20 protein-coding genes are annotated in these 26,779 nt (G+C 43.3%); 16 read left to right on the forward strand and 4 right to left on the reverse strand.

Translation table 11 applies throughout. The features are described from left to right. Positions 1-219: 219 nt before the first annotated feature. The 3 genes from FCV43_RS18660 to FCV43_RS18670 form a co-directional block, all read right to left on the reverse strand. On the reverse strand, positions 220-471 hold the full coding sequence (locus FCV43_RS18660; protein ID WP_029203375.1) for a DUF3624 domain-containing protein: 252 nt from the start codon (positions 469-471) through the stop codon (positions 220-222). Positions 472-703: 232 nt separating this feature from the next. Then, positions 704-2,176, reverse strand: coding sequence for a dihydrolipoyl dehydrogenase (locus FCV43_RS18665; protein ID WP_113797209.1), 1,473 nt, complete (start codon positions 2,174-2,176; stop codon positions 704-706). A 138-nt stretch (positions 2,177-2,314) separates the two neighbouring features. Continuing rightward, positions 2,315-3,046, reverse strand: a complete 732-nt coding sequence (locus FCV43_RS18670; RefSeq protein WP_017052582.1) for a glutathione peroxidase — start codon at positions 3,044-3,046, stop codon at positions 2,315-2,317. A 167-nt stretch (positions 3,047-3,213) separates the two neighbouring features. Between FCV43_RS18670 and oxyR the strand changes: the two genes are divergently transcribed. Next, complete coding sequence (gene oxyR, locus FCV43_RS18675; RefSeq protein ID WP_017052581.1) at positions 3,214-4,107, forward strand: DNA-binding transcriptional regulator OxyR; 894 nt, start codon at positions 3,214-3,216, stop codon at positions 4,105-4,107. Positions 4,108-4,214: 107 nt separating this feature from the next. On the opposite strand, the gene FCV43_RS18680 is transcribed toward oxyR, so the two are convergent. After that, complete coding sequence (locus FCV43_RS18680; protein WP_136996020.1) at positions 4,215-6,791, reverse strand: penicillin-binding protein 1A; 2,577 nt, start codon at positions 6,789-6,791, stop codon at positions 4,215-4,217. Between the two features lie 143 nt (positions 6,792-6,934). Between FCV43_RS18680 and pilM the strand changes: the two genes are divergently transcribed. The 15 genes from pilM to FCV43_RS18755 all read left to right on the forward strand — a co-directional run bounded on the left by pilM (position 6,935) and on the right by FCV43_RS18755 (position 26,752). Next, on the forward strand, positions 6,935-8,011 hold the full coding sequence (pilM, locus tag FCV43_RS18685) for a type IV pilus assembly protein PilM (RefSeq protein ID WP_136996021.1): 1,077 nt from the start codon (positions 6,935-6,937) through the stop codon (positions 8,009-8,011). Further along, positions 7,998-8,633, forward strand: coding sequence for a PilN domain-containing protein (locus tag FCV43_RS18690; protein WP_136996022.1), 636 nt, complete (start codon positions 7,998-8,000; stop codon positions 8,631-8,633). The genes pilM and FCV43_RS18690 overlap by 14 nt, the downstream gene beginning before the upstream one ends. Continuing rightward, entirely contained in the window at positions 8,626-9,216 is a 591-nt protein-coding gene (locus FCV43_RS18695) for a type 4a pilus biogenesis protein PilO (protein ID WP_017052577.1), read from the forward strand. The genes FCV43_RS18690 and FCV43_RS18695 overlap by 8 nt, the downstream gene beginning before the upstream one ends. A gap of 49 nt (positions 9,217-9,265) precedes the next feature. After that, the gene (locus FCV43_RS18700) at positions 9,266-9,736 is read left to right on the forward strand and encodes a pilus assembly protein PilP (RefSeq protein WP_136996044.1); all 471 of its coding nucleotides are present in this window, start codon (positions 9,266-9,268) and stop codon (positions 9,734-9,736) included. Between the two features lie 98 nt (positions 9,737-9,834). After that, positions 9,835-11,631 (forward strand): type IV pilus secretin PilQ, encoded by a 1,797-nt coding sequence (locus tag FCV43_RS18705; RefSeq protein WP_170961696.1) that lies wholly within the window; start codon positions 9,835-9,837, stop codon positions 11,629-11,631. A gap of 184 nt (positions 11,632-11,815) precedes the next feature. Continuing rightward, entirely contained in the window at positions 11,816-12,334 is a 519-nt protein-coding gene (gene aroK, locus FCV43_RS18710; protein WP_017052574.1) for a shikimate kinase AroK, read from the forward strand. Between the two features lie 23 nt (positions 12,335-12,357). After that, positions 12,358-13,446 (forward strand): 3-dehydroquinate synthase, encoded by a 1,089-nt coding sequence (gene aroB / locus FCV43_RS18715; RefSeq protein WP_113797203.1) that lies wholly within the window; start codon positions 12,358-12,360, stop codon positions 13,444-13,446. 117 nt (positions 13,447-13,563) lie between these two features. After that, positions 13,564-15,159, forward strand: a complete 1,596-nt coding sequence (locus FCV43_RS18720; RefSeq protein ID WP_136996024.1) for an AAA family ATPase — start codon at positions 13,564-13,566, stop codon at positions 15,157-15,159. 69 nt (positions 15,160-15,228) lie between these two features. Next, positions 15,229-16,083: a Dam family site-specific DNA-(adenine-N6)-methyltransferase gene (locus FCV43_RS18725; protein WP_136996025.1), complete on the forward strand. Its 855-nt coding sequence runs from the start codon at positions 15,229-15,231 to the stop codon at positions 16,081-16,083. Positions 16,084-16,208: 125 nt separating this feature from the next. Next, on the forward strand, positions 16,209-16,883 hold the full coding sequence (gene rpe, locus FCV43_RS18730; protein ID WP_017052570.1) for a ribulose-phosphate 3-epimerase: 675 nt from the start codon (positions 16,209-16,211) through the stop codon (positions 16,881-16,883). Positions 16,884-16,998: 115 nt separating this feature from the next. Beyond that, positions 16,999-17,685: a phosphoglycolate phosphatase gene (locus tag FCV43_RS18735; protein WP_017052569.1), complete on the forward strand. Its 687-nt coding sequence runs from the start codon at positions 16,999-17,001 to the stop codon at positions 17,683-17,685. A 148-nt stretch (positions 17,686-17,833) separates the two neighbouring features. Further along, positions 17,834-18,853, forward strand: a complete 1,020-nt coding sequence (gene trpS / locus FCV43_RS18740; protein WP_136996026.1) for a tryptophan--tRNA ligase — start codon at positions 17,834-17,836, stop codon at positions 18,851-18,853. Between the two features lie 443 nt (positions 18,854-19,296). Then, positions 19,297-20,385, forward strand: a complete 1,089-nt coding sequence (locus tag FCV43_RS18745; protein ID WP_136996027.1) for a porin — start codon at positions 19,297-19,299, stop codon at positions 20,383-20,385. A 25-nt stretch (positions 20,386-20,410) separates the two neighbouring features. Next, positions 20,411-23,656 carry an ExeM/NucH family extracellular endonuclease gene (locus FCV43_RS18750; RefSeq protein WP_136996028.1) on the forward strand — a complete coding sequence of 1,082 codons (3,246 nt, stop codon included), beginning with the start codon at positions 20,411-20,413 and terminating at the stop codon, positions 23,654-23,656. A 147-nt stretch (positions 23,657-23,803) separates the two neighbouring features. Further along, on the forward strand, positions 23,804-26,752 hold the full coding sequence (locus FCV43_RS18755; protein WP_136996029.1) for an ExeM/NucH family extracellular endonuclease: 2,949 nt from the start codon (positions 23,804-23,806) through the stop codon (positions 26,750-26,752). Positions 26,753-26,779: the final 27 nt, after the last annotated feature.

The following is a 26,779-nucleotide window of genomic DNA, read 5'->3' on the forward strand; positions in this document are numbered from 1 at the left end:
ATTTAAAATTAGCAAATGCTAACAAATAAATTTTATATTTTTTGAACTAACTGAAAAAGCGGCAGTCTTAATTGTACCACTGCTTTTTCTTAGAAGAATCTAAGAAGGCCCCTAACCAATTTGGATTAGGGGCTTTTTTCTATCTGCGATTTGGGTTTGGAATGGGACTTGAATCTGCACCTGAATAGAGAGCTAAGCTTTCGGCCTACCATGATCCTTTTACTTTTTATGCTTCCTTTCTCTCCAAGGAAAGATCACATACTTCATCCATAAATGGAGAAACAATAAAGCATTAAAAGCAAACCCCGCCATGATCAATGTGATTGATTCAATACTGGTGGGCGCCTCTTTAAATCCAAACCACCAGACAATCCAGCATAGAACGGATAGGACGGTGAGTTGATCCATACAGCGTTGGCAGCGTCCGATTTTTTTCCAAAACCAAGCGCTTCGGCAATCATTACAAGCCATGGGTTCCGCTCAAGTGAAAGTAAGAACTCAATTATATTCCGGCTTTACCCTGTTGTCTGTTTGTCTGCGCTTTTTTCTTATCTTGCTACCGAGTGGCTGCTTTCTAAGAATAAAAAAACGACGATACCAAAGCATCGTCGTTTTTATCTGACAGCAGAGTAGTTAAGCCCCTGCTGTGTTAAAGCATTATGTTATTAACCGTGAACGGAATTATTAACCGCGAACGGAGGTATTAACAACCAGGGCCACAATCTAAGCAATGTTTGATCATCTCTGGACCTAAATGCAGTTTGGCATTTAAATCACGCAGTGCAGTACGTACACCCTCTTCAATAACCGGGTGATAAAATGGCATATCTAGCATTTCAGATACGGTCATTTTGTTCTGATGCGCCCATGCTAATAGGTGAGCGAGGTGTTCTGCATTCGGTCCCATCATTTCAGCGCCTAAGAATCGGCCAGTCCCTTGTTCGCCATACACATGCAGCAAACCTTTATTACGCAGCATGACACGTGAACGACCTTGCCCTTCAAATGACACTTCACCTGTTGCAAAGCAGCCACAAGTCCCTAAGCGTGTGGTGATTTGTTTGTACGTTTCACCAACCATCGCAATTTGTGGATCAGAGAATACCGCTGAAATGGCTGAACGGCGTAGTCCCGCTCGAATATCAGGGAATCGTCCTGCATTATCGCCTGCAATACGACCTTGATCAGCCGCTTCGTGAAGCAGTGGCATTTGGTTACTTGCATCACCAGCAATAAAAATACTGCCGACGGAGGTTTGCAGTGTGTAATGATCGGCGGTTGGAACACCACGTTCGTCGAGTTCTATTCCTGTGTTTTCAATCGCCAACTTATCGGTATTTGGACGACGCCCAGTTGCTGCAAGCACGTAGTCAACAATGAAGGTTTCAAGTTCGCCGTCATGGTTGATGAACTGGATTTCAACCTTGTCATCACCTTCACCCGTTGGCGAAGGAATACGTTTCATGCTTTCGACTTTAACGTCAGCATCAAGGTAGAACTCCTCTTGGAAAGCTTTATTGGCGTAAGCCATCACTTCAGGATCGGTAATTGGACCGACTTGACCGCCTAGACCAAAGATTTTGGTTTTTACGCCAAGACGATGCAGAGCTTGACCAAGTTCTAAACCAATAACACCTGGGCCAAATACGGCTACTGCTTGAGGCAGATCATCCCAGTCAAACACATCATCGTTAATCACTAAACGATCGCCAAGTTCATTCCAAACGCCAGGGTAGGCAGGTCGTGAACCTGTCGCAATAATAATGCGTTTGGCGTTGACTTGCGTGTGGTCATCAACAATTAAGGTGGTGTTATCGACGAATTTTGCGTAGCCAGAGATTTTATCCTCAGCTGGGATCTCATCGACGCCTTCTAGTACGAAGCCAACGAAACGGTCTCGCTCACGTTTGACTCTGTCCATGACTTCTCGGCCGTTGATCACAACTTCACCTTGCGGATGAATTCCAAAGGCTGGTGCTTTCTCGATTTGATGAACGCTTTCTGCCGCGGCAATCAGTAGTTTAGAAGGCATGCAACCAACACGGGCGCAAGTTGTGCCGTATGGACCGCCTTCGATCATCACGACACTATCTGTGTGCGCTTTTGCTGCTCGGTAAGATCCAAGTCCTGCGGTGCCACCACCAATGACGGCTACATCAACGTTTATCTGTTTCATAATGAGTTCTCTGGCTGTTTACTTAACTTCAATAGAATGTTTTGTATGGCTTACCATGATGAATTGATTTCTGGCGACCGCTTAAGGTGAGCCAGAAACCGATTCAAGTTGTAAGCAATGGTTTAAAGTTATTAAGCGTTATTTTGCTAGATGCACTTCAAGCTCTTCGCTACCACCGATGTGTTTACCACCAATGAAAACTTGTGGAACGGTTGTGCGACCAGTGATTGCACGTAGGCTTACCGTTGTTGCGTCTTTGCCTAAAATAACTTCTTCATATTGAAGACCGTTATCAATCAAGTTTTGTTTCGCTTTCGCACAGAAAGGGCAGCCAGGCTTAGTAAATACCGTAATAGACTCTTGCTCTTTATGGTTTGGTGCAAGGTAGTTCAGCATGGTATCGGCATCAGATACTTTGAACGGGTCGCCAGGTTCGTTTGGTTCGATGAACATTTTTTCTACCACGCCATTTTTCACTAGCATGCTGTAACGCCATGAACGTTTGCCAAAGCCAATCTCGTTCTTGTCTACCAGTAAGCCCATGCCATCTGTGAACTCACCATTACCATCTGGAATGAAGGTGATGTTTTCTGCTTCTTGGTCAGCTTTCCACGCGTTCATTACAAACGTGTCGTTTACTGAAACACAGACAATTTCGTCAACGCCATGCTCTTTAAATACAGAAAATAGCTCGTTGTAACGTGGCAAGTGGCTTGATGAACATGTTGGAGTAAATGCACCCGGTAAGCTAAATAGAATGACGGTTTTATCTTTGAATAGCTCGTCGCTAGTTACATTTACCCAAGCGTCACCTTGGCGAGTTGGGAAAGTGACTTGTGGTACGTTTTGGCCTTCTTTAGATGCAAACATAATGTTTCCTTTTCAATTTTCTTTAATGAGTTTGGAACGTTTTATTTCATCGTTCCGTTTTGTTGAAGCTATTATTGAAGATTTGCTTTGATAGTTCTAATCGTTTGGTGCTATGGTTTTGATAGATATTTCCTATCAAGTATGAATTCAAACAGGAAAACGGTTTTATGAACATTCGTGATTTCGAGTACCTAGTAGCTTTAGCCGAACATAAGCATTTTCGTAAAGCAGCAGAAGCGTGTTTTGTTAGCCAACCGACATTAAGTGGCCAGATAAAAAAATTGGAAGAGGAACTTGGCACAACATTGTTGGAAAGAAGCAGCCGTCGAGTATTGTTTACGGATTCTGGTTTGCAGTTAGTGGAGCAAGCGAAAACCATCTTAAATGAAGTGAAAACGTTCAAAGAGTTGGCGAGTAGACAAGGCGATGCGATGTCAGGCCCGATGCATATTGGTTTTATTCCGACCGTGGGGCCTTACTTACTCCCTAAGATTGTGCCTCAGTTGAAAGAGCAGTTTCCAGAGTTAGAGCTGTATTTGCATGAAGCTCAAACTCATCAGCTTGTCCGTCAATTAGAAGAGGGGAAGTTAGATTGCTTGGTTCTGGCTTCTGTTGCTGAGACGGCTCCGTTTAAGGAGCTTGAGGTTTACAATGAACCATTGAGTATTGCGGTGCCTTGCGATCATGAATGGGCGGAATTAGATCAACTGGATATGTTGGCGTTGAATGGAAAAACGGTGCTGAGTTTAGGCGATGGTCACTGCCTAAGAGATCAGGCGCTAGGCTTCTGTTTTGCGGCAGGTGCGAAAGATGATGAACGTTTCAAAGCAACCAGCCTAGAGACGTTACGAAATATGGTGGCGGCAGGGGCGGGGATCACCTTACTTCCTCAGCTCTGCTTGCCGAAGGAAAAAGTGAAAGATGGTGTGTGTTATTTAAAAGCCGTTAACCCTGAACCATCACGTAAAATTGTTCTCGCTTATCGTCCTGGATCGCCATTGAGAAAGCGTTTTGAGCAACTCTCTTCTGCAATTGAATCTTGCTTACCTGAATTTGAGTAAGCGGGGGCGATTTTTGGGTCGCCGTAAAAAGAACAAAGCCAGTGAGGTAAATCATCACTGGCTTTGATTGCTTGGTTATTTACTTACTAAGTACGTTTAACCTGTATTTAGAAAAGTGCTTCACTCTCTGTTGAGTCTGAAGTTGAGTAGATATTGTCACCCAAGTTCTCTTCCACATAATCCGTTGGCTCTGTGCCTTTTAAGAAGTACTCAAACATGGATGAGCCATCAAACTTGTTGGTTAACAGTCCGGTTTCACGGTCGATTCTAACGCGAACAATGTTCTCAGGTAGTTGCTTGCGTTGTGCTGGCGTGTTCTCTAATGCCACTCGCATGAAGCTCACCCAAGCGGGTTGCGCTGTTTTAGCTCCCGCTTCACCGCCACTGATTTGATCTTTTCCAAGGTTCTTATTGGGTTTTGATTTTCCAAGTTTACGATTGTGGTTATCAAAACCGACCCAAGCGGTGGCAACAATGCCTGGGCCATAGCCGTTGTACCATGCATCTTTTGAGTCGTTGGTGGTTCCGGTTTTTCCGCCAATATCACGGCGTTTAAGCGGCTGAGCGCGCCAACCGGTTCCGTTCCAGCCCGTTCCTTCTCGCCAGTTACCACCACCCCAAATGTTGCTGTACATCATTTCACGAACTAAGAACGCCGTTTGTTCAGAGATCACTTGTGGTGCGTATTTAGGTTGCTCTCCGTCAGGCAAGATATCTTGTTCATTGAACTCATTATCTTGTAGAGCGAGATCATTAGTGTCATTCGTATTGCTATCAGTTAAGCAATCTTGTCGGCATACGGTGGTTGGTGTCGCTTCAAAAATGACATCCCCATAAGGCCCTTCAAGACGATTAATGTAGTAAGGCTCAACGTAATAACCGCCGTTAGCGAAAACAGAATAGCCTTGCGCCATTTTAACTGGGGTTAAACTGCCCGCGCCCAATGCAATGGTCTCTGAGCGAGGCACTTGGTCAATATCAAACCCAAAACGAGTGAGGTATTCACGAGTTTCATCTAAGCCAACATTACGTAATACTCGTACTGCCATGACGTTTTTCGATTGTGCTAAACCAATGCGTAAACGAGTAGGGCCAATGTACGTTGGTGGCGAGTTTTTTGGTCGCCATGCTGTGCCTTGGCTTTTGTCCCATTGGTTGATCGGCGCATCATTGACTAAAGAGGCAAGTGTGTATCCTTTGTCTATCGCGGCAGAGTAGATAAATGGCTTGATACTGGAGCCCACTTGTCGAACCGATTGAGTCGCTCGATTGAATTTGTTGTGTACAAAGTTAAAGCCACCGACTAAAGAGAGTACAGCGCCATTTTCTGGGTTCATTGCCACAAAGGCCGTATTCGCATTCGGCACTTGGCTTAAGCGCCATTCAACCATAGTGCTATCGGCGTTTTCTTCTGATGTTGGTTTCGAATCGGCTTGAGCTAACGTCACCGCTCGAACCCAAATTTGTTCACCTGTCGCTAGAATGTCAGTCGCACTTTGTGGTGCTGGCCCCTGACGGTCGTCGGTCATGAATTTACGAGCCCAATTCATACCTTGCCAAGTGATCGTCTCTTCACCTCTGTTTTTGACCCAGATCGTTGCCGATTTCGGCTCGACCTTAGTCACGACAGCAGGAACCAATTCACCATAGGTTGGCTGTGACTTCAGTGATTTTTCTATTTGTTCAGTATCGAAAGCTGTTTGTTCTGGCGTCCAAAGAGTGCGCTCCGCCCCTCTATATCCATGGCGTTCATCGTAAGCGATAAGGTTATTAATCGCAGCCGTGTTGGCTGATTTTTGCAGTGTAGAATCAACGGTTGTATACACTTTCATTCCAGAGGTATAAGCCTCTTCACCGTAGCGTTCTACCATCCATGCTCGGGCAATTTCTGCCACATAAGGGGCACTGAGTTCAATTTCAGCACCATGGAATTTCGATGTGAGCACCTCTGCGCGAGCCGCTTGATACTGCTCTTGAGTGATGTATTGCTCATCTAGCATTCGCATTAATACAACATTACGACGATGAGTCGCACGCTCAACCGAATAGATAGGGTTCATTGTGGATGGCGCTTTTGGTAAACCTGAAATGAGAGCAATTTCACCAAGTGAAAGATCTTTTAGCTCTTTACCAAAATAGGTTTGCGCGGCAGCTCCTACACCATAAGAGCGGTGTCCGAGGTAAATTTTGTTGAGGTAAAGTTCCAGAATTTCTTGTTTGGAAAGCAACTGCTCAATGTGGACTGCGATAAAAATCTCTTTGATTTTACGCATGATCTTTTTCTCGTTAGTTAAGAAAAAGTTTCGAGCGAGTTGCTGGGTGATGGTACTGGCACCTTGTTTTGCGCTGCCAGATGCAATCACAGTGATCGCCGCACGGGTGATACCAATGGGGTCAAATCCAAAGTGATCATAATAACGACTATCTTCGGTCGCAATAATCGCCTCAATCAGCTCTGGTGGCATCTCTTCTAGTTTCAGAGGGATACGTCTTTTCTCACCAAATTGAGAGATCAATTTGCCATCTTGGCTGTAGACCTGCATCGGTGTTTGGAGTTTTACATCGCGTAATGTCGCAACGTCTGGCAACTCTGGTTTCACGTATAAGTAGAACCCAAAAATTGTACTCACTCCAAGAATGGTGCAAATAAATGAAAATATGAACAATCGCTTTATGAACTTCACCGGATAATCCCTGATTAGTTGAGGCTGCCGGGCTGTAAACCCTTGTACTCTAGGCTAAATATTTAGCTCTGGTGTTAATTAACGCTTATTTAACCAATATTCACAACCTTTTTGAGCTAAGTAATACACTGGAGCTAAGTTGTATGGGTAAATCATTAATTACTGGTATTGATATCGGGCATCACAGCATTAAAGCGGTAGTACTGAAATCAATGGGTGGACGTTATGCTCTGATGAGTTATCAAGAGTTGCCTATTACAGATGGTATTGTCGCTGATAACCACACCCTGAATTATCAGAAAATTGTAAAGAAATTAAACGAACTAAGAAAGGGGCTACCTCTATTTAGTCGTCAAGTCGCTATTTCGATCCCGGACAATGCCGTAATCAGCAAGGTGTTGCAAATCGACAGTGAGCTACAAGACAGAGAGCTCGAATTCGCGCTTTATCAAGCCTTTTCCCAGCAGTCTCCATTTCCGATTGAAGAGGTCAGTTTAGATTTTATCAAACTTGATGATAAACATAGGCTTAAAGCGGGCACACTGCCAGCGTCAATCGATTCGGTCTCTCGAACACCACGAACTCCCCCTCATGCTTCGATGACGAGCTATCAAGTGTACGCGACTCGTAAAGAGGTGGTAGCAAGCCGTGCTGAAGTAGTACTGAAGGCAGGAATGACACCTTATGTGGTGGACGTTCAGGCTCATAGCTTATTGCAAGTATGGCAGTTGCTCGCGCATCAACATCCAGATAAGAAAAATTGGATGCTGGTGGATGTCGGTTTAACACAGATCTCGCTGTGCAGCATTCCTGAGGGAAAATCGCCTTTCCATAAAGATATCGCTTATGGGACTCGCCACGCCAAATCTTTAGATGACAACCCATCACTTGATGCCGCTTCCGATCATAACGTAGACCGCTTTTTCCAAGAAGTATTTGAGCGGATTCGGCGACAGCTTCAACTTTATGCATCGGTGAATAATCAGAAAACGGTGGAGGGTATCTGGCTGTCTGGAGGAGGGGCAAACATTCCCATGCTGTCGGAGCATTTGAGTCGAGAATTGAGCCTAGATTGTGAAACTTTAAACCTTTTTAGTCTGTTTGAGGATAAGACATCGAAACGGAAGGTGCTTAGGGCAAATAGCCAGGTATACAGCACAGCTGCGGGGTTGGCGGTGAGTGGGATTCAATGGATGGAGGCGGCTCATGTTAGACAGTAGTCATGCATTACATCGGGTAAACCTATTGCCGTGGAGGGAGGCAAAGCGCGCACAGCATCGTCGCCGGTTTTTCGGTTTAGTCATTCTAAGCTTTTTGCTGGCAGTTGGCATTCAGTGGGGTGGGGGCCTCTATTTCTTTGATCAAAAGAGCCAGCAACAAGCGCGGCTGACTTACCTTAAGCAATATATCGCCCAGTTAGATTCTAAAATTGATGCTCTGGATGTGGTGAAGCAGGAGCATGATTCGATCATGATGCGTTTAGACATGGTTGAAAAACTGCAGAGAGGGAGAAATAAAACGACGGAGTTCATGAACTTAATTGCTCAACTGATTCCTGAAGGGGTGTATGTCGATAAAATCAAAATGAATGGTCAGGATCTTGAGCTATCAGGGATCAGTGATAGCACAGCTCGCTTGGCAACGATGCTCGATAATTTAGAGCGTTCTTCATTGCTGGTCGATGTAGAGATGCACTCAATCGTATTGGGCAAAAAGCGTTTTGGGATCGATTTTCAAACCTTCAATGTGTCGTTCACTTTTAATTTGTCTGAGGAAAAGAAAGAGACAGAAACTGACGAGCTGGTGGCTTCGCAAGCTAAATTAGGAGGATCGCATGGTTAACTTCCAAGAGCTTGATATGGACGAAATCACTGAGTGGCCGCTGGTTGCTCAGTCACTGGTGCTTTTAGTGCTGATCCTTGTACTTCAAGGTGTCGGAGCGTGGTTTTATTGGGTGCCTCAAAATGAGGATTTACAACAGCTAAAGCAGCAGGAACAAACGCTTAAATCTACCTTGCACATCAAGGCCAATAAAGTGGCTGTGTTGCCAATGTTGCAGTCTCAACTTACGGAGTTGACCAGTCGTTACGATTACCTGTTGCAACAGCTACCCGTGCAGAAAGAGCTAGCGAGCATGTTGGCATCGGTGAATGAGCTTGGGTTGGACCATGACTTAACCTTTACTCGAATCGATTGGGGTGAGAAGCAAAATCAGGATTTTCTGTATCGCTTACCGCTGAATATTGAGTTAACGGGTAGTTATCACGACATAGGTGACTTTGCTGAAGCGATTGCCAAACTGCCAAGGATCATCAGTTTTGATGACGTAGATTGGCAAAGGGTCAGTCAAGAGAGCAGTACTTTGCATTTTCGAGTTCGAGCCTATACCTACCAATTCAAACCGGAGGTGAAAAGTGAAGGCTAACCCTAACCCTAACCCTATATGGGCACTCTGTGTGCTCCCTCTACTCATAATGGGTTGTAAGGCAAATCATGAGCCATTAGATGAATACGTCCAGCAAGTTGAGCGGCAAGTGCGTAAACAAGCCATTCAGCTTGAACCCGCGGCTCAATTGTCCGTGCAGCCCTATACACAGCGAATGGGGCGAGAACCCTTCGTTCTACCCAAAGAAGCTGTGGTTCACACTCAGCCTAAGGTCAAGACGGATTGCTGGCAGCCCAGATCTCGCTCTAAGTCGGGTCGGTTGGAGCGTTATCCGATTGGAAAATTACGCCTAAAAGGAGTGATGGGATCTGGTGGTGCGATATCGGGACTTGTGCAGACGCCATTAGGAAGCGTTGAGAAAGTCAAAAATGGGCAGTACATGGGCCTCAATAATGGCCAAGTGATTCAAGTGAATGCGAAGTACTTATTAATTAATGAGACGCTGCCTGATGGCTTGGGCTGCTGGTATAAGCGTCATGTTAAGTTGGCATTGAAGTAGCCTAGATTTGAAGCCGCTTAGATTTAAATGGCTTAGGTTTGAATGACTTATGGTTGAATGGCTTAGATTTGAAATGGTTTTAGGATTGAGACGTAAATATGATGAATGGAATAGAGATATTAATGCGCTGGTTTATTCGAAGCGCCATCGTTGGTGCACTGTGCTTGGCCTCAACGGCAGGCGCAGCTGACCTGACACTCAACGAGCTACAAAATATTGACTTTAAACTGAATAAGGACAAAGAAGCAGTCATTATTGTTGAATTAAGCTCACGCTCCATTGTGGTGGATGTGAAGAGAGGTTATTTGAATGGAGAGCAATCAAAGGTCGATACTTTGAAAAGTACGCCTCAAGGGTTACAAGTTGAGCTGATTAATACTCAGGTATCGGATGAGCAGCTCAATATTATTGATGTAAAAGATTTCTCGACGATAGTAAATAATATCGAGGTATCGCGTAATAAACACAACACACAGCTCGACATTCGCGTATCGGAAGATTATCAGTACAGTTATGCGTTAAAAGATCGTTTTCTAGAAGTGACGGTGAGTCCTGTTATAGAGCCCGTACCCGAAAAGAAACAGAGTATTTTGGATAAAGAGGGGAAGTTGATTTCACTTAATTTCCAAGATATTGCAGTACGAAACGTATTGCAGCTGATTGCCGATTACAATGATTTTAATTTGGTGGTGTCAGATTCGGTATCTGGCAACTTAACGCTGCGTTTAGATTCAGTTTCATGGCAGCAAGCGCTTGATATTATTCTACAAGTTAAAGGGTTAGATAAAAGAGTCGAAGGTAGTGTCATTCTTGTCGCGCCTAAAGAAGAGTTGGATCTTCGTGAGCAGCGGGAACTAGAAAAGCTACGCATGAATGATGAACTTATTGAGCTTAAATCAGAAATCCTCACCATCAACTTTGCTAAAGCATCAGATATCGCTGAGATGATCATGGGGGAGGGGGAAATCACGATGCTGTCTGAGCGCGGGTCCCTTACGATTGACGAAAGAACCAATTCATTATTGATACGAGAGTTGCCAGAGAATATTGAAGTGATACGCAGCATTGTTGCCTCACTGGATATTCCGGTGAAGCAAGTTCAAATTGAAGCTAGGATCGTGACCGTCAAAGAGGGCAACCTTGATGAACTTGGGGTTCGTTGGGGGTTCTCATCCACTAATGGGTCTACAACAATTGGTGGTTCGCTTGAAAGTAACTTAGGCGCTATCGGTATTTACGATGGCGGTGGCAGTGATGGCGGTAGCGATGGTGGTGATGAAGGCAGTGGCGGCGTCAGTATTGATGACTTTTTGAGTGTGAACCTTGCCGCCACATCGCCTAATGCTTCGAGTATTGCGTTCCAGGTGGCGAAATTAGGATCGGATACGCTGTTGGATTTAGAGCTTTCGGCATTGCAGCAAGAGTCAAAAGCCGAAATTATTTCTAGTCCTCGTTTAATCACCACCAATAAAAAACCAGCTTACATTGAACAAGGTACCGAAATTCCATATTTAGAAGCGGCGTCGAGTGGAGCGACATCGGTATCATTTAAAAAAGCGGTTCTAAGTTTAAAGGTGACGCCACAGATCACGCCCGATAATCGTTTGGTGCTCGATTTGAGTGTAACCCAGGATCGTCCGGGCCAAGTGGTGAAAACGGGAACGGGAGAGGCAATTGCCATTGATACACAGAGAATTGGAACTCAAGTTCTGGTTAATAATGGGGAAACTGTGGTTTTAGGGGGGATTTTTCAGCACAGCGTGGTCAATAGCGTCGATAAAGTTCCACTGCTTGGAGACTTGCCATTATTAGGGGCACTTTTCCGCCGAAGCTATGAAAACATTGGGAAAAGTGAGCTTTTAATTTTCGTTACACCTAAGGTTGTAGTGCAATAACTGCTAAAATTTACGCCATAGATCAAAATATAATTTGCATTAGTGGCATCATACCTTGATAATTTCGGGTCTTATCACGAGATATCTGTGAGGAATTGGTGCCACAGGCCTTTATTATTTCAGTTTTTATACTGAACACCTTGTGGCGATGTCATTGAATTAACGTTGTAAATTACTGCTAAACATGGCTGAGAAACGCAATATTTTTCTTGTTGGCCCGATGGGCGCCGGCAAAAGTACAATAGGTAGACACCTAGCATCCCAACTTCATATGGAGTTTTTGGACTCTGATACTGTAATCGAAGAGCGCACTGGCGCTGATATCGCTTGGGTATTCGATGTTGAGGGTGAGGAAGGTTTCCGTAAACGCGAAGAATCTGTAATCAACGATTTGACTCAAGAACAGGGTATTGTTCTTGCGACAGGTGGTGGTTCAGTGATGAGCAAAGAAAACCGTAACCGTCTATCTGCACGTGGTATCGTTGTATATCTTGAGACAACGATAGAAAAGCAACTTGCTCGCACTAACCGCGACAAGAAGCGTCCTTTACTTCAAACTGACAACCCACGCGAAGTTTTAGAAGACTTAGCAGTGGAACGCAATACACTTTATGATGAAGTGGCGGACTATACGGTTCGTACTGACGATCAAAGTGCAAAAGTGGTAGCCAACCAGATCGTAAAAATGCTAGAAGAACGTTAAGTTCATTTTTTGGAGATCAAACCATGGAACGGATTACGGTCAATCTAGCAGAGCGTAGCTACCCTATTTCTATTGGCGCCGGGTTATTTGACGACCCGGCGTACCTTTCTTATTTGTCGGCAAAACAAAAAGTCGTCGTGATCAGCAATGTGACCGTCGGGCCTTTGTATGCGGATAAAATCCTATCTTTACTTGAACATGTTGGATGCCAAGCCTCTCTGCTTGAACTTCCTGATGGTGAGCAATACAAAAGTCTTGATACGTTTAATTCAGTGATGAGCTATTTGCTGGATGGTAACTATGGACGAGATGTTGTTGTGCTCGCATTAGGTGGCGGAGTGATTGGTGATCTTGTGGGATTTTCGGCTGCGTGTTATCAGCGTGGTGTCGATTTCATTCAAATACCAACGACACTCTTGTCGCAAGTAGACTCTTCTGTTGGCGGAAAAACAGCCGTTAACCATCCTATGGGTAAAAATATGATTGGGGCTTTTTATCAACCTCAGTCTGTCATTATCGATATCAACTGCTTATCAACGTTACCTGAGCGTGAATTCGCAGCGGGCATGGCGGAAGTGATTAAATACGGCATTATTTATGATGGCGAATTCTTCTCATGGTTGGATGAGCATTTAGAGGATTTATATTGTCTGGATGAAGAGACACTGATTACGGCAATTGCACGTTGTTGCGAAATTAAAGCTGAAGTCGTTGCTCAAGATGAAAAAGAGTCTGGAATCAGAGCGTTATTGAACCTAGGTCATACATTTGGTCATGCGATTGAAGCGGAACTAGGTTATGGTAATTGGCTGCATGGTGAAGCGGTTTCTTCAGGAACGGTCATGGCGGCGAAAACCGCGCAGTTACAAGGTCTTATTTCTCAGCAGCAGCTTGAACAAATCATCTCTATACTGAAGAAGGCGAAGTTACCAATACATACGCCAGAAAGCATGTCTTTTGATGATTTTATGAAACATATGATGCGAGACAAGAAAGTCCTTTCAGGGCAACTTCGCTTAGTTCTACCGACAGGAATCGGAAGTGCAAGTGTGGTCTCTGATGTTCCTGAGGCGATGATTCAGCAAGCAATCGATTTTTGCCGCAACATATAATAATGATGGACTCTTTGCTTTTCTCGCATCATCGGGGTGAGTGAACGTCCTTCTTGTTTGTGCTTTTATATCGCAATCAATCCATAATTGCGAATACCTAGCCAGTAGGGATGTTAGATGAGTTTGGCTCATGAAATGCGAGTATTAGAATTAGAATCTCAGATAGAGTTGCTAGAACGACTGCAGCTCTTGACGAACTTTGGTTCTAATTTGATTACCGTAGATGGTGGTAAAGGTTCAGGTAAATCTTGGTTAGCCCAACGTTATTTAGAAGCGTGGGCTCAAGATCAAAACCAATGTTTGTTACTTTGTCATCCGAGCCAAAATGATGAGCAACACCGTGCGATGTTGCTGAGTCAGTTAGTCTCTGATCCCTTATTTAATCAACACGATCCTCTCGTTGATAGCTTACAACGCCTGTTAGATGGTGATGCTGTCGATGTGGTGATCGTGATTGATGATGCTCATTTGTTGAGTGAAATCTTAGTTTCTGAACTATGGTTATTGGTTTTAGAAGCGCAGCATAATAGCTTGTGGAATATCAATGTCGTCCTCTTTACAGAATCGAACTGTTTAGATCCTTTACTTACTCGCTTAAGTTATGGGCAAGAACATAAACCGATCGACATTGAAATTGATGCATTGTCAGCCAGGGAGGCCGAACAGTTTTTTGAATCATTAGTGGTACGTTATGTTGCTGATGATATGGAGAAACGAGTTCGTTCAGCATTCAAAAAAACAAAACCATTACCTGGTGAGTTAATGGCTTTGGGGGATCTGAAAGTGGAAAAAAGGATTATTATTCAGGCAATGGTAGGTTCGCCAGTTCGAATTGCGATGGTCGTCTTGTTGCTCATCATCATGATTGGTGGTGGTTATTGGTGGTTGTTAAGTCAGCCAATGCCAGAAGATCCTGAGCAAGCCATTGTACCCAATTTAGAGTTAACGGTCGTCTCAGAACCTGAGGCGAGCTTATCTGCATCGACGTCGTCTACATCGAGCTCGGTTAACCGACTAAATCAAGAGACTGAGGTGGATGACAACTACGCAGGGGCTGAAGATGATTCTTTAGCATTGCCGCCTAACGTCGTAAGTAAAACAGCAAGTGTTGGATTTACTGAGCCTTCTCAACAGAGAGTGGTGATCACATCAGATGTGGTTGATGCCCTGTTAGATGGTAAGTCCGATAGCATTGGTCGTGATGTGATTGAGACTGACGCCGCTGATACCAGCTCAGTTGATACTAGCGTAATTGATAATGCCGTCGCGGATGCTATGAAGAGATCACAACAAGCAGCAGAGCCTGCTGTTGACTCGACTGAAGCCGCAGACACGCAAAGTGCTATTGCAGACGCAACAGCCGCGATTGCAGTAAATGAAGAGCAAGCTGCTCCGAACAAAGTCATCACCTTCTCCTTTGCGAGAGATGAGCTGAAAGCCTTGTCACCACGCAGCTATACACTTCAGCTTGCCGCAATGAACTCTATGGAAGATGTTCAAGTATTTATTGAAGATAACAATATCCAGCAGCAAGTTCGTGTGTATCCAACCGCTCGTAATGGTCAAGATTGGTATATCGTGACCTATCAAGATTATCCAACCATTCAATTGGCTCGAGATGCGGTAGAAACGCTACCAAAAGCGCTTCAAAATCTTGGTCCTTGGGCTAAATCTATGAATCAAGTACATAGAGAGATAGAACGTGCGAAATAACACTGAGCTTCTTGGCAAAATATGTTACATTCCGCAGCCTTATTTTGTGGTTGGTAAGTAGAGCGGTAAATGAAAAAGCAGAGAGCATTTCTAAAATGGGCTGGTGGTAAATATGGCCTAGTTGAGGACATACAGCGTCATCTGCCGCCTGCACGTAAATTAGTCGAGCCTTTTGTTGGGGCTGGCTCCGTGTTTTTAAACACCGATTACGATCACTACCTTCTCGCCGATATTAACCCTGATCTGATTAATTTGTATAATCTGATTAAGGAGTCTCCTCAAGCTTACATTACGGAAGCAAAACGTTTTTTCACGCCTGAATATAATCGCAAAGAAGTATACCTAGACGTTCGAGCGCAATTTAATCAAACGGATGATATTTTTTATCGCTCGTTGGCTTTTCTGTATATGAACCGTTTTGGCTTCAATGGCCTATGCCGTTATAACAAAAAGGGTGGGTTTAATGTCCCATTTGGATCGTATAAAAAACCGTACTTCCCTGAAAAAGAACTGATCTTCTTTGCTGAGAAAGCGAAGAAAGCGACTTTTGTATGTGAAGGTTATTCAGAAACCTTTAGTCGAGCACGTAAAGGTTGTGTTGTGTATTGCGATCCGCCTTATGCTCCGCTTTCGACAACGGCTAACTTCACCTCATACGCAGGAAATGGTTTTTCGCTCGATGATCAAGCAGCGCTTGCTGATGTCGCAGAAAAAGCCGCATTTGAACGTGGGATCCCTGTACTTATCTCTAATCACGACACAACGTTGACTCGACGCTTGTACCATGGTGCGGAACTGAATGTGGTAAAAGTAAAGCGTACCATCAGCCGAAATGGTGGTAGCCGTAATAAAGTCGATGAATTATTGGCACTTTTTCATGATCAGCAGAATGCTTTAACCCAAGAGCCATCTAGCGAAAGCTAACATTTCTCCAACTATATGACCTCAAAGCTAGGATCTAAACGATTGCTTAGGTAGAATTGCGCCCGAAATTTGTCGCAACTCACTCACATTTTGTGAGCCAACTTATTAGCCTTAAGAGGTCAGGTATGAAAGATTTTCTCATTGCACCATCTATTCTCTCTGCAGATTTTGCTCGTCTTGGTCAAGACGTAGAAAAAGTACTCGCTGATGGTGCTGATGTTGTTCACTTTGATGTAATGGACAACCACTATGTACCTAACCTAACTTTTGGTGCGCCAATCTGTAAAGCGCTTCGCGATTACGGTATTACTGCTCCAATTGATGTTCACCTAATGGTTAAGCCAGTGGATAGCATTGTGCCAGAGTTTGCAAAAGCAGGCGCAACGATGATCACTTTCCATGTGGAAGCGTCTGAGCATATCGATCGCACTCTTCAACTGATAAAAGAAAATGGCTGTAAAGCGGGTGTTGTCTTAAACCCTGCGACGCCACTTTCTTGCTTGGATTACATCATGGATAAAGTGGATATGATTCTACTGATGTCTGTGAATCCAGGTTTTGGTGGTCAATCTTTCATTCCAAACACGTTAGATAAGCTACGCGCCGTTCGTAAAATGATTGATGAGTCAGGCCGTGAAATCCGCTTAGAAATTGATGGCGGTGTTAAAGTAGATAACATCCGTGAAATTGCAGAAGCGGGTGCCGATATGTTTGTTGCGGGTTCTGCTATTTTTAATCGTCCTGATTACAAAGAAGTGATTGACGAAATGCGTGCAGAGCTTGCAAAAGTTAAGCGTTAATCGTAAAAATAGATGATGGTAATCGGACGACTTGTTTTGATTACCTTTGATATAAGGAGCGAACTGTCGCTCCTTTTTAGTTTTCCAACCAAAATACGACGCTAGGAAGCTCACCATGACCCTGAGTAACATTAAACTTATTGCCTTTGATTTAGACGGAACATTGCTTGATAGCGTGCCTGATTTAGCGGTCGCAGCGGATAAGGCGTGTCAGTCATTAGGTTTTCCAGCGGTTTCCGAAGAACAAGTTCGTGATTATGTGGGCAATGGGGCGGATATTTTGATTGGCCGTGCGCTAAGCCAAAGCTTGGATATCAACCCTGAGTTGAGTGATGAACTAAAAGCGGATGCTCGTATCCGATTCGATGAGTTTTACGCACAAGGCGGGCATAAACTGAGTCATCTGTATTCAAACGTCCAACAAACATTGAAAACACTGCACCAAGCGGGTTTTATATTGGCGTTAGTCACCAATAAACCATCAGTCTTTGTGCCAGAGGTATTGGCGCAACATGATATCGCCAAGTACTTTACCGATGTCATCGGTGGCGATTCATTTCCGGTTCGTAAGCCAGACCCTATTGCATTGAATTGGTTACTTGAAAAACACAGCGTCAGTGCTGAACAGATGTTGATGGTGGGCGACTCAAAAAATGACATTTTAGCGGCTAAGAACGCGGGCTGTGCTTCATTTGGCTTAACGTATGGTTATAACCATGGCGAGCCAATTTCAGCCTCAAACCCAGGCTATATCGCCGATGATATTCAACAATTAGTCGATGTCGTTATGGTTTCTGCCTAAAGCGGCGAAAAGTTGATAACTTCGACTAGTAAAATACTCGCCAATGAGTACACTGCAAAGACCGTATTTCATAAGTGAATGCGGTTTAATCTAATATAGAATTCATTTCAATTCTCAGTTTGAAAGTTAGTAATAAGGAATCACAACTATGAGCAAACCCATCGTATTAAGTGGTGTTCAACCGTCTGGTGAACTAAGTATCGGTAACTACTTGGGTGCTCTACGTCAATGGCAACAGATGCAAGACGACTATGATTGCCAATACTGTGTTGTTGATCTTCATGCGATCACGGTTCGTCAAGATCCTAAAGCGCTGCATGAAGCAACGTTAGATGCATTAGCAATTTGTCTCGCGGTTGGTGTTGATCCTAAGAAGAGCACGCTATTTGTTCAGTCTCACGTACCAGAGCATGCTCAGCTTGGTTGGCTTCTAAATTGCTACACTCAAATGGGAGAGCTGAGCCGTATGACTCAGTTCAAAGATAAATCAAAACGCTACGCAAATGACATTAATGCTGGTTTGTTCAACTACCCAGTATTAATGGCGGCAGATATTTTACTTTATGGTGCGCACCAAGTTCCTGTAGGCAGCGATCAGAAGCAGCATTTAGAATTGGCTCGTGATATCGCTAACCGTTTTAACAATTTATACGGAAGTGAAGAGCAAGGTATTTTCCAAGTGCCAGAACCGTACATTCCAACAGTGAATGCTCGGGTTATGAGCCTGCAAGATGCAACGAAGAAAATGTCTAAGTCGGATGATAATCGTAAGAACGTCATTACTTTGCTTGAAGACCCGAAATCGATTCAGAAGAAGATCAACAAAGCGCAGACAGATGCCGAAACTCCGCCACGTATTGCACATGATTGGGAAAGCAAGGCGGGTATTTCAAACCTAATGGGTCTGTACTCTGCGGCAACGGGTAAAACGTTCGAAGAGATCGAAGCTCAATACCAAGGCGTAGAGATGTACGGACCGTTTAAGAAGGATGTTGGTGCGGCATTAATTGAAATGCTCACTCCTATCCAGTCTGAATATCATCGTATCCGTGCCGATCGAGCTTACATGGATGAAGTGATGAAAGCTGGTGCTGAAAAAGCATCTGAACGCGCGGCAGTCACGCTGAAAAAAGCGTATGAAGCGGTCGGATTCGTTACTCGCCCATAGATTTAACGCTTTTTGAGTATTTATAAAAAACCGCCTTATATTAGGTGGTTTTTTATTAGGTGTCGCTAAATTACTGATTATTCAAAGTTGTATGATTTATAAAACCGGGATCTAGTTCAAGATAATGTAATCTGTTAAATGTAATTCTCATAATAATACCTATTTCTGTTGAAACGATATTTCTCGTCATAAAGTTGCATTCTCAAGCGTGATGTCAATCGCACAAAATATGGATGTGACTTCTTATTGTCATACTAAAGTGTGATATTCGACCTTCTCTCAGTGTTTAGAGCATTTGCTCAGTGCATGTTTGTTGTATGTGCTGCCGTCAATTTGAAAGCTTGATTTGTCTATTCATGCCTTTTATTGATTTGTGCTCTCTATTGGTGAGGTGAACATCTAATAATCATTCAAAATGAATATGAGTCAACAAGGACATTGATATGACTAAGAGAAATGCAATAGCGATTGCGTTGTCTTCGCTTTTTATTGCTTGTGGTGCAAATGCAGCAACCATCTATAAAAATGACAATGGTGATTTTCTAAAGCTTTACGGTGAAGTAGGCGTTGGTGGGCACATTGGTGCAGATTACGAGTACGGTGAGTTTTATAAAGACCAGAGTTTTATTGATGACTCTTTTGCCACAATGGGCGTAAAAGGCCTTAATGGAAAAATGCATTACCGCCTAGAACTGGATTATGAGCGCGAAAACTGGAAATACGGTTCTGGCGATATGGTTCTAGCGATTGATAAAGTGTTCTTGGGTTATGACCTTTACCAAACTCAAGGTTACTCGCACTACATTGAAGCCGGTTTAACTGATACTGCATTTGATGATTACGATAAATGGGGTGACTTTACTTTCGATACTACAGTCGAGACTGGTGAAGCGGGCGACCAAGACATGACGGTGAAATACGAAGGTCTGTATTTTGATGTTATCAAAGTGGGCGCGTCATACAGTTACGACAGTGAGTCATCTTCAGGCTCTAAACTGGGTGAAGTGGTGAACGGCTACGTTGGCTACTTTGGTGAGCGTTTCTCTGCAGTTGTTGGAATGGAAGGTCGCGCAGGTTCTGACGGTGAATCTAAATACGGCGAACAGCGCTTAGTTGGTTTCGGTGCTCGTTTTGCTGCAACAGACCAAATCCATATTGGTGTGAATGCGTTCTTTGAAGAAGAAGATATTGCAGATAAGAAGACTCTTGTCTCTACAGACCCAGTCACTGGCGAGAAGAGCTACGTTTATAACGAATATGAAACGCAAGAAAATAAAGGTTACTTAGTTTCGGCTAAATACATCTTTACCCCACAGTGGGAATTCACAGCTTCATACAACTTCGAGGAGTATGAAAAGTGGGCGATGAATAATGTTAATGCAAACAAAACGGAACATAGCTGGGGTGATGAACGCACGTGGGGCACGGTTGGTGTGAACTACAAACCGACCAAGTCAAGTGTCATCGCTTTAGAGATGAATACTGGCGAAGCAGCACAAGATGCATACGCATACGCGCGTGTTTACTTCTAATCATTAAAGGAATTGAGACAAAATTATGAACAAGAAAATAACAATTCTAGCTGGTGCAATTAGTTGTGCACTAAGTGGTGCTGCGCTTGCGGATATTAACGATATTGTCATTACGGAATATGTGGAAGGTTCTGCACAAAATAAAGCTGTGGAAATTAGTAACTTACATGCGACACAAAACTACACTTTTGATGGGACCTTAGGGCTTTACTACAGTTCTCACAAAAACCAGATTAAGAACGCTTCTAATGCGAATGTGTTGACGGGTATAACTATCCCTGCTGGGGAAAGTATTGTTATTGTTAATGGTGAAGTGAATAGCGATGTTGTTCGTTATATCGAGCGACTAAGCGGTCGAGATAATGCCGTGATTAATGCGGGCACTTATGATGAAGTTGCACATAGTGCAATGAACTTTAATGGTGATGATGCGGTTTGGCTGGGTACAAGTGACAATGCTGCTGGTGTTAAAGATATATTTGGTACCTTTGGCCATAGTGGAGATAAGCTATGGGCTGATAGGAGTATGCGTCGTAAAGCTAGTGCAACAGCACAATCAAGTATTTATACTGAAAGTGATTGGGAACAATTTGATAAAGATTCATTTGGTGGTTTAGGTCATCCGACAAATGTTGACGATTCTCCATTGCCAGCACTACCTGAACCTCCAGTTGCTGCACCATGTGATGATGCGACAGATCTTGAAGTTAAAACCATTGGTGAAATTCAAGGCGATGGGGCAAGTTCTCCATTAATTCCAGAAGGTGAATACAAGACTCCTTATTATAAGATTACGGGCCGCGTAAGTAATGTTATTAAAAGCGCTGATCAAGCTATTTCTCCAGGTTTTTATTTACAAGCAGATGATAATAATCCTCTAACGTCTAACGGTGTTTTTGTTTATTCGAAAAAAGCAGATGAAACGATGTTAGGCCAAGAGGTTTGTGTTATTGCAAGCGCTAAAGAGTACTTTGGTTTAACTCAACTGAATCAGAAGGAAGATGGTGATTGGCAGGTTATTAATGAAACACCTGCAATTATTGAAGCAACAGAGCTTAAGCGTTTAACCAGTGATAAGAGCTTTGCAGAGACTTTAGAACGTCACGAAGGGATGCTAGTTAAACTTGTTGATGATATGGATGACAAGGCTACTGGTGATCAAAACATGCGAGTTACTCGTGCATTTAGTTTTGATTTTGATCTGCTTGCGAAAAGAAAATATCGTAACAATATGGTATTAGCTTATGATCGTGTAAACCGTCATCCTAACCAAGATCATGTTGCTGGCAGTATTGATTCAATGAAACAAGCTGCGGAAAACCAAGATTCTGAATTGTATGTAGATAGTGAAACAGCACCAGAAAATGGCAATATTCCTTACTTCTCAGCATTCAATACAGATCCAAATGCTAACTACATTCGTGTAACTGATAGCATTAAAGATTTAGAGGGTGTTATTAGCTACAACTATGATGAATACCGCCTAATTCCTACTGGGAATTTTGATTTACAGAACAGCTCTATTACTCATCACCTGCCTCGCCAACGTAAAGATTCAAAATATGGAAACTATAAACTTGACTTAAATGAGTCATACGGTGATGACGGGTTCACAGTTAAGATCGCGACGCAGAATGTATTGAATTACTTTAATTCACCTTATGGTGGTGCAGACAACCAGAAAGGTGATAACCGTGGTGCTAAATCACAGCCGGAATTTGAACGTCAACAAGCAAAAATTGTAGAGGCTATTTTTAGCTTGGATGCAGATATTGTTGGTTTGATGGAAATTGAAAATAATGGTTTTGGTGATTTCAGTGCAATCAATACTCTGTTAAAAGCGGTTAACCTTAAGTACACCGATGACGATTATAAAGATCGCAATAAAATTAACTCTACGACTAATAAATATGTGTTTGTAGGTTTTGATAAAAATGGCGATCAAGTTTTAGATTCTAATGACGTGGTTGGCTCTGATGTTATTACTTCTGGCATTATCTACCGTCCTGCAAAAGTCTCTGTAGTGAGAGGCGAAATTATCCCAATGCCGTCACAGGATGCTCCTATCATTGTTGGCGAAAATGGCGCCCCACTGCTGGATAAAAATGGTGACATCCGTGAAAGCGGTAAAAACTATCAGCGTAATACTGTTGTTGCTACTTTTAAGGTGTTGAATACTGGTAAAGAGCTAACCGTTGCGGTGAATCACTTAAAATCTAAAGGTTCAACTTGTTACGAAGATTGGGCCGGCTGGGAAGAGTGGAAAGACTTTGATCCAGTATATGATGACCCGCGTAATGATGATTACCAAGGATCTTGTGAGAACTTCCGTGTTGCTGCTGCTTACCAGTTAGGCTCAGAGATGGCTAAAATGCCAGGAGATCAAGTTGTTTTAGGTGACATGAACTCATACTCTTTTGAGGACCCAATGTTGGTTCTAACGGAGAATAAAACAGAGAAAGACATCTACGCTGCGGGTTATACCTATGTTAATGGTGAGCCTCTGTTTGGGCCTGAAGGAGCTTTGATTACCAAATCATTTGGTTACGTAAGTGCGGTTGATAAGGTTGTTGAGTTATCACAATCAACGAGCTCTCCTAAAGAGAAAGCATGGAGTTATTCTTACGAAAGTGATACTGGCTCTTTAGATCATTTGCTGGTCACTAAATCTTTAGAGAATCGTTTGGTTGATGCGACAGATTGGCACATCAATGCTGCTGAGTCATCACTCTATGATTACAGTAACTATAAGAAAGAACCGAATGAAATGGAAAACCCGTTTTATGAGAAAACACCATTCCGTTCTTCTGATCATGATTCAGCAATATTATCTCTTGGATATAAATATGGTGAAGCAGGTGAGAGCCTAGTTACCCTAGCTGCTACAAGTGGCCGTTTACAGGTACCATTTGTTTTAACAACCCCAGCAGTAGCAGGAGACAAGGCAACTATAACAATGTCCCCAATGCCAGAAGGTGATATTACGCTATCAAGCCAAGATCTTTCAGCTGGTGATGCGATGGTTACCTTCGATGTTCTGGGTGTGCCAACGGGTGAGTATACATTTACGATGACAATGACGAATAGTTCAGATGTGGCAGCGACAAGCACAGCAAGTAACTCGCAATCAATGACGGTAAATGTGATTAAGCAAGATTCAAGCAATGTTAAACCAACAACACCGTCATACGATGGTTCAGGTGGTGCGTTTGGATTTGGCGCTCTATTGTCACTGTTCGGCTTTGGTTTCTTACGTCGTCGCCGTAACTAATCATTAAGCACTTTTAAAGGCTAGCAGCAGCTAGCCTTTTTTTTGACTTTAAAAAGTTTTGTTGGGGTTCAGCCATTAAGTGCTGCGCATCAGTCGGAGTTTATATTCATGACTGATTGACCCAAGCAGTCTTACGTGAGGTATATAATGAAAAAGAGTTTAATTGCTATTGCTGTAGGTGCTGTGATTGCACCTAATGTTAATGCCAATATTGTTATTTCGGAGATAACGGAAGCGGTAAAAGGCAATAATAAAGCGATTGAAATCGCGAATACAGGTAGCACATCACTAAATTTAGATGGTTATAGTGTAGAGCTAGACCCTAATGGTGGGGATGGTTGGGAAAATAAATTGTTGCTAGATGGTGTGACGTTATCGGCGGGGCAAACCTACGTAATTGTAAATGGTAATGCAGATTCTGCACTTAAAGACATAGCTGATAATTTAGGCTCAAATGTTACTTTCTTTAACGGGAATGATGCTGTTTCGGTTAAGCGTGATGGTGTTATTGTTGATATTATCGGAGCAGTTGATGGTGTTAAATATAACGAGAATGTCACCTTAAGACGTACAGATATGTCACCAAGTACTATTTACGATGCCGCTAAGTTTAATGTTCTTCCTGATACTGATTGGACTGGGTTTGGTAAGCTTGATGGTTCTACCCCTCCTACACCAGATCCAGATCCAACGCCAGATCCCGATCCTACGACTACCATCATGGATCTTCAAGGCGACTCTTGGGCTTCTCCTCATACCGATCCTGCTAAAGGCATTTATATCTCTTCAGAAGAGTTCACAGTCGCGGGCATAATCACAGCGATTCAAACTGAAGCTCTGGATGGTGACCTACCTGTAGGCTTCTTCATTCAAGATGAAAATGGAGATGGTGATGTAAAAACTTCCGATGGTATTTTTGTCGTTGGTGATATTACAGGCTTAAACCTTGGTGATAAAGTTGAAGTAACGGGTCCTGTTGAAGAGAAATATGGCTGGACTCAGATTCCAGCAACTAAAATTGAGACCACCGGCACGGGTAGTATTACCCCTACTATTATCAAAACTCAATATGCGGATCCTGATTTTGATTTTACTTTAGAGCGTCATGAAGGCATGTTGGTCGAGCTTTCTCAAGCCTCTAATATGCAAGTGGCTCGTAGCTATAGCTTAGATGATGGGCCTAAACGCTTTAACATGTTGCTGGCTCATGAAGAGCCAAATCAACATCCAAACCAAAAATTTGTTCCCGCTACCGATGATGCAAAAAAACAGGCGGATTGTAGTGAAGATAAACGCCTAGTCGTGGAGTCATTTGCGAAGAACACATCATCAGTACCATCTTGGTTCCCAGCGTTTGGCGCGACAGACAGCGATGGTGATGGCTCTGCTGACGATTATATTCGAGTAGCAGATACCGTTGATGGCTTACAAGGTGTTATAGGGTATTCATATTCAGATTATCGCTTCTACGTGACGAATGTTGTTGATGAAACCGCTTTTGTTCGATCGGAAGAGGGAGAGCGTCAAGTCGCACCATCGCTAGAAGATGGTGACATTCGAGTTGCATCATTTCATACACAAGGGTATTTCAATAGCCTACAGGGTGGTGGTGAGACAAATCCATATTTAGCTGATGGTTTAACTCCTGGCGCTCAAAGTGCTGCTGAATTTGAAACTCAGACAGCAAAATTAGTCAGTGCACTTAAAGCGCTAGATGCCGACATTATTGGTTTAATGGAAATTGAGAATAACGGTTTCGGCGATAGTTCTGCCATTGTCCATCTTGTTAAACAGCTGAATGCTGAGCTTCCTGAGGCCGATCATTACAGTATCGCCAGCAGCGAAGGGTTAACTGACATTGGTTCTTTAGCTACGAGTAACCAAGTTATTTTCCGAGCAAATACCGTTGGTTTAGATAGCTTGTCTGTTATGCCAATGCCAGAGCAACGTGCTTTAGCAACGGATGATATTTATCGCCAACATGCAGCGCTAGTGCCGACGTTCACTTTTAAAGATCGTGAAGAGAAACTGACAGTCGCGGTAAGCCAGTTTAAAGGTAAAGATACGCCATGTTTAGAAGACTCATCCACTGATGAGCAACTGGCTGATTTAGATCGTCAAGGTTCATGTGAAAATTTACGTGTTTCAGCCGCTGATTATCTAGGCCAGCAGTTAGCTGATATCGACGGTGAGAAAATCATCCTAGGTAGCTTGAATGCTTACGCGAGCGAAGACCCAATTTTGGTATTAACCAATCGTGATAACGCGCCTGAAGATTATTCGATTACGGCTGCAAGTAACACCTTTATTGGTGATACGGCTTTACATGATGAGAAGGGGGCTGTCATTACCGCATCTTATGGTTATGAGAATGTGCTAAATATTCTTAAACCTAAATCATATAACGTTATCGCTAATGATGAAGTTGGCAGCTTAGATTATGTTTTGACTTCGGCAGGACTAAAGTCAAAAGTGGTAGATGCAACGCAGTGGAATGTTAATGCTGGAGAGTCATCTCTATTTGGCTTCGCAAACTCAGGATTGGCCACTCAATATACGGATTCCTATCGTTCTGCTGAGCATGATCCTGTCGTGTTAAGCATTGCTTTTGATGGTAAACCGATTAAGCCAGTTGATCCTATTTACCCTGAAAACCCAGATCAACCAATTATTCCGGGCACTCCGGTTAAATTGCCTCCTGAGCCGATAAACGAACCTAGACCAAGTACACCATCCGCAGGCCAATCATTCGATTACTTTGTCGATCTAACCGCGACAAGTGGCTACTTGAAGGTCGGTGATGAGGTTACTGTCAGTGTCAGCGATGCTGATGCAAACGTTGTTGTGATGTCGTCTTATGTGGCAAAAGACACCTTAGATGCTTTTGAAATAGCTCTAGGCTGGACGGAAGTAACATTTGCTAATGGCTTTAACGCGGGTGATTACCAAGTGATTACTGCTGTAGATAACACGGTATTAGAAACGAAAACATTAACGGTCGCAGAAAGTAGCAGTAGCTCTGGTGGTTCTGCTGGTCTAGGTGGACTGTTTGCCATGTTCGGCCTTGGTTTTCTTCGTCGTAAATTTCAAAAGTAACCCGTATCGTTGATTGGAGGAGGGGAG

The organism is Vibrio genomosp. F6 (genome assembly GCF_005146325.1).
Classification (GTDB): Bacteria; Pseudomonadota; Gammaproteobacteria; order Enterobacterales; family Vibrionaceae; genus Vibrio; species Vibrio cortegadensis.